Below are 4176 nucleotides of genomic sequence, written 5' to 3' on the forward strand. Positions count from 1 at the left end.
GTCGGCCCCGGCAACCGCCGCCGAGTCGGTCCGCTCGGCCGACGCAGAGCAGTACAACGGCGCGCAGGATGCGCTGGTGAAGGGTCGCTACGACACCGGTTTCGCTGCACTCGACGCACTCGCAACCGCCGCCGCGGACGACGCCAATGTGGCAGCGCTGCAGACGTTCTACGCCAACGCAACCGCCGATGCCGCTGCTGTGGCGGAGCATGGGGCTCGCCTACGCGGCCTCTCTCCCACTCTGGCCGATGCAGTCGATCGAGCCATCGCCGTCATCGACGAAGTCGCCACGGAGACAATCGACTTCGCGCCGACCACCGACGGACCGCGCACCGCGATCGTGGTGCTCGGGCTGGGGCTCGACGGTGACGGCAACATGACACCCGAGTTGGTGGCACGACTACGCTCGGCCGTCGCCGCGGCGGAGCGCTCCCCCGAGTCCCCCATCATCGTCACCGGCGGGAATCCGCAGAGCGGCATCACCGAGGCCGAGGCAATGCAGCGGTGGCTCGTCGAGGAAGGCATCGCGGCCGACCGCATTCACAGCGAATCGACCGCGAATTCGACGGTGCAGAACGCACAGCGCACCACCGCACTGGCAGCTGAGATCGGCATCGAGAACATGGTGCTGGCGACGACTCCGAGCCACCTACGGCGTGCGATATCGGACTTCGAGATCGCCGGCTCCGACGTGATCGGCGCTGCGACCACCAATGTCGACGATGTCCCGGATCTGCCCGCACTCGCTCCGACAGCTCGGTTGGGTATGACCGTGGATGCAACCAAGATTCTCGGAATACCGCGCACCTACTGACGCGACCACCCGCGCAGCACGGACTCCGTTCCCGCGTGGAACATCGCGCGACGGGTCTCGTCGTCGTCGGAGGTCGAGGGCATTGCCAACTCCAGCGACACCAACCCGTGCACGATCGCCCAGAACGAGTGGCTGATCAGCTCGACCGAAGCCCCGCTCATCGTTCCCGCCGCGACGGCGCTCGAGACGGCCGCGCGGAGCGGATCCATGGCCGCGTCCGCGCGCTGCGCCTCGTCTGCCACATCGATCGAACCGAGCACTCCGCCGAACATCACCGCGTACAGATGCGGATTGCGTAGAGCCCAGTCTCGGTACGCGGCGGCGAGTTCGCGCAGATCGACCTCGGGATCGCCTGTGACCGGGACCCGGCGCTGGGAGTCCCCGAAACTCGCGAACGACGTGGCGAACAGTGCCACGAGCAACTCGGCGCGTCCGCCGAACAGTGAATAGATCGCCGTTGTCGAGGTGCTCTGTGCGGCCGCGAGTTTACGCAGCGACAACGAGTCGACGCCCTGGTTCGCAACGGTTTCCGCCGCGGCCTCGAGTAGCCGGGTCCGCAACTCCGCGTCGTGAATTCTGGGTCTCGCCACTTGCGAAACTTATCACAACGGTGTTTTATAACAGTGTCACATAATGCTTTACCCCACGAACAGACGGGAACACGGCATGCCACCCATCATCGACGGACGCCGCACGGTCGAATCCGAACGAGACACCGTCACTGTCTTCCTCATCGGAATGCGTATCAACAATCCGGTGGCCGTTCACTCGTGGCTACCCGCGGTGCGCGCGATGCCGCGGATGCTCGGCCATCTCGAGCAGGATCCCGCCTCCGGGCTGCTCGGCTATCACTCGTGGCTGGGACGCACCACCATGTTGGTCAGCTACTGGCGCACTGCCGAGGACTTGACGCGATTCGCCTCCGATCCCGACGCACCACATGCACCCGCCTGGCGCGCCTTCAACCGATCGGTGGCCGCAACCCGCCACGTCGGCGTGTGGCACGAAACCTATACCGCGACAGCACAGAACAGTGAGGCGATCTACGTCAACATGCCTGGGTTCGGCCTCGCGGGAGCCATCGGTGGAATCCCGGTCGGTACGGGCTCGCAGACGTGGAAGCAGCGAATGAAGTCCGCGAAGTAGAAGCTCGACGGCTACAGGAAGTTCCCGGCACGCGCAGCGAGGTCGAGAACGGGCTGTGGGAAGACTCCGAGAACCACGGTGACCACCACCGAGAGCCCGATCGCGCACGATACCGAGGCCGTCGGGCGCACGATCGTGGCGGTCCTGGCTCCCGGATCGGTGAAGAACATCAGCACGATCACCCGTACGTAGAAGAACGCTGCAATCGCGCTGCACACCACGCCGACCACGACCAGTGCCGCTCCCCCGGCACCCGAGGCAGCACTGAACACCGCGAACTTGCCGATGAAGCCACTGGTGAGCGGTATGCCGGCGAACGAGAGCAAGAACAATCCGAAGACCGCAGCCACCAGCGGAGAGCGTCGACCGATTCCCGCCCACCGTTCCAGATCGCTCACCTCACCGCGTTCGTCGCGTGCCAACCCGATGATCGCGAACCCCCCGAGAGTGCTGAAGGCATACGCCAACAGATAGAACATCGTGGCCGACACACCGGAATCACCCACGTCACCCGAATCACCCAGTGCCGTCACTCCGGTGAGGATGAATCCGGTGTGCGCAACGGACGAGTAGGCCAGCATCCGTTTCACATCGGTCTGCGTCACCGCGACAACCGAACCCAGCACCATCGTCGCGATGGCGACGACCCACAGCATCGGGCGCCAGCTCGATTCGAGACCGGGTAGCGCCATCCCGAAGATGCGGAGAATCGCGCCGAAGGCCGCGACCTTGGTCACCGTGGCCATCAGAGCCGTCACCGGAGTGGGGGCACCCTGGTAGACATCGGGAATCCAGGAATGGAAGGGCACCGCGCCGACCTTGAACAACAGACCCACTGCCAGCAACGCGGTTCCGATCAGCGCGAGCGATCTGCCCTGACCGTCCACCGCGATGGCGTCGGCGATGCCGTCCAACCGAACGGTTCCGGCGTACCCGTACAGGAACGCGACACCGAACAGGAAGAACGCGGACGAGAACGCGCCCAACAGAAAGTATTTGAGAGCCGCTTCCTGAGAGAGCAACCGCCGCCGTCGGGCCAGTCCGCAGAGCAGATACAGCGGCAACGACAGCACTTCGAGCGCCACGAACATCGTCAGCAGATCCGTGGACGCCGGAAACAACAACATGCCGCCGATCGCGAACATCGCCAGAGGAAACACCTCGGTCTGGGCGACGCCTGCGTCGATGGCCTCCTTCTCCGCCACGCTGCCCGGAGTGGTCGATGCCTGCGGAGTGAACGAATCTATGCGGCGTTCGGCACCGGCCGACGTCACTGCAACGGTGCGCTCCGCGAGCAGTGCGATTGCCGGAATCGACACCAGCACAATGGTTCCCTGCAGAAAAAGGGTGGGACCGTCGATCGCTACCGCCCCGGACATCGCCGACGCCTCGGTGCCTGCCAGACCGAGGATCGCCGCCAGCGCCGCCACCAGTCCCGCGAGAGCGAGACTCAGATGCGTGATCCGACGGGCCCGCAGCGGCACGAACGCTTCGACGAGAACACCGAGCACTGCGACCGAAAACACGATCAACATCGGTGCCAGCAAACCGTACTGCACCTCGGGTGTGGTCATCGCTGACCTCCTGAACTGTCGACTATCGTGGATTGCACTGCCGGAGTGATGACATCGAGCGCAGGTTTCGGATACACCCCGAGCACGATCAGCAACGCGATCAACGGCACCACCACAACCAGCTCGCGTCGAACGAGATCGGGCACCGTCTCGTTGCCCTCCCGGACCGGGCCGGTCATGACGCGCTGGTAGAGCCACAGAATGTAGATCGCCGACAGCACGAGGGCTCCTGCGGCCACTATCGCGGCGACGCCGTATCGACCGAACGTGCCGATCAGCACGAGGAATTCGCTCACGAACGGCGCGAGGCCGGGGAGCGAGAGCGTGGCAAGCCCCGAGATCAAGAACGTCCCGGCAAGCACCGGTGCCACCTTCTGCACCCCGCCGTAGTCGGCGATAGCTCGTGACCCTCGACGCGACACGAGGAAGCCCGCGATCAAGAACAGTGCGGCCGTCGAGATTCCGTGGTTGACCATGTACAGCGTGGCGCCGGCCTGACTCTGGCCGGTCATGGCGAAGATGCCGAGGATGATGAATCCGAAGTGCGAAATCGACGTGTAGGCAATCAGTCTCATCATGTCGGTCTGGCCGATCGCCAGTATCGCGCCGTAGACGATGCCGATGACCGCGAGAGTGATGATC

Annotated in this window: 5 protein-coding genes; 2 read left to right on the forward strand and 3 right to left on the reverse strand. The window is 64.6% G+C overall.

The window, feature by feature from the left end:
• On the forward strand, positions 1 to 814 hold an 814-nt coding region (locus RHBS_RS25135), incomplete at its 5' end, for a YdcF family protein (protein ID WP_145977603.1).
• On the opposite strand, the gene RHBS_RS25140 is transcribed toward RHBS_RS25135, so the two are convergent.
• Positions 808 to 1404 (reverse strand): TetR/AcrR family transcriptional regulator, encoded by a 597-nt coding sequence (locus tag RHBS_RS25140; protein WP_128646780.1) that lies wholly within the window; start codon positions 1402 to 1404, stop codon positions 808 to 810. The two genes, RHBS_RS25135 and RHBS_RS25140, sit on opposite strands and share 7 nt — an antisense overlap.
• A gap of 76 nt (positions 1405 to 1480) precedes the next feature.
• Between RHBS_RS25140 and RHBS_RS25145 the strand changes: the two genes are divergently transcribed.
• Positions 1481 to 1960, forward strand: coding sequence for a DUF4188 domain-containing protein (locus tag RHBS_RS25145; protein WP_128646781.1), 480 nt, complete (start codon positions 1481 to 1483; stop codon positions 1958 to 1960).
• A gap of 11 nt (positions 1961 to 1971) precedes the next feature.
• Here the strand turns inward: RHBS_RS25145 and nuoN are convergent, their stop codons facing one another.
• Entirely contained in the window at positions 1972 to 3534 is a 1563-nt protein-coding gene (gene nuoN / locus RHBS_RS25150; protein ID WP_128646782.1) for an NADH-quinone oxidoreductase subunit NuoN, read from the reverse strand.
• The coding region (locus RHBS_RS25155; protein ID WP_272913897.1) for a proton-conducting transporter membrane subunit at positions 3531 to 4176 on the reverse strand (646 nt) is incomplete at its 5' end. The genes nuoN and RHBS_RS25155, both read right to left, overlap by 4 nt.

The sequence above is a fragment of the Rhodococcus sp. BS-15 genome (assembly GCF_000813105.1).
GTDB lineage: Bacteria > Actinomycetota > Actinomycetes > Mycobacteriales > Mycobacteriaceae > Rhodococcoides.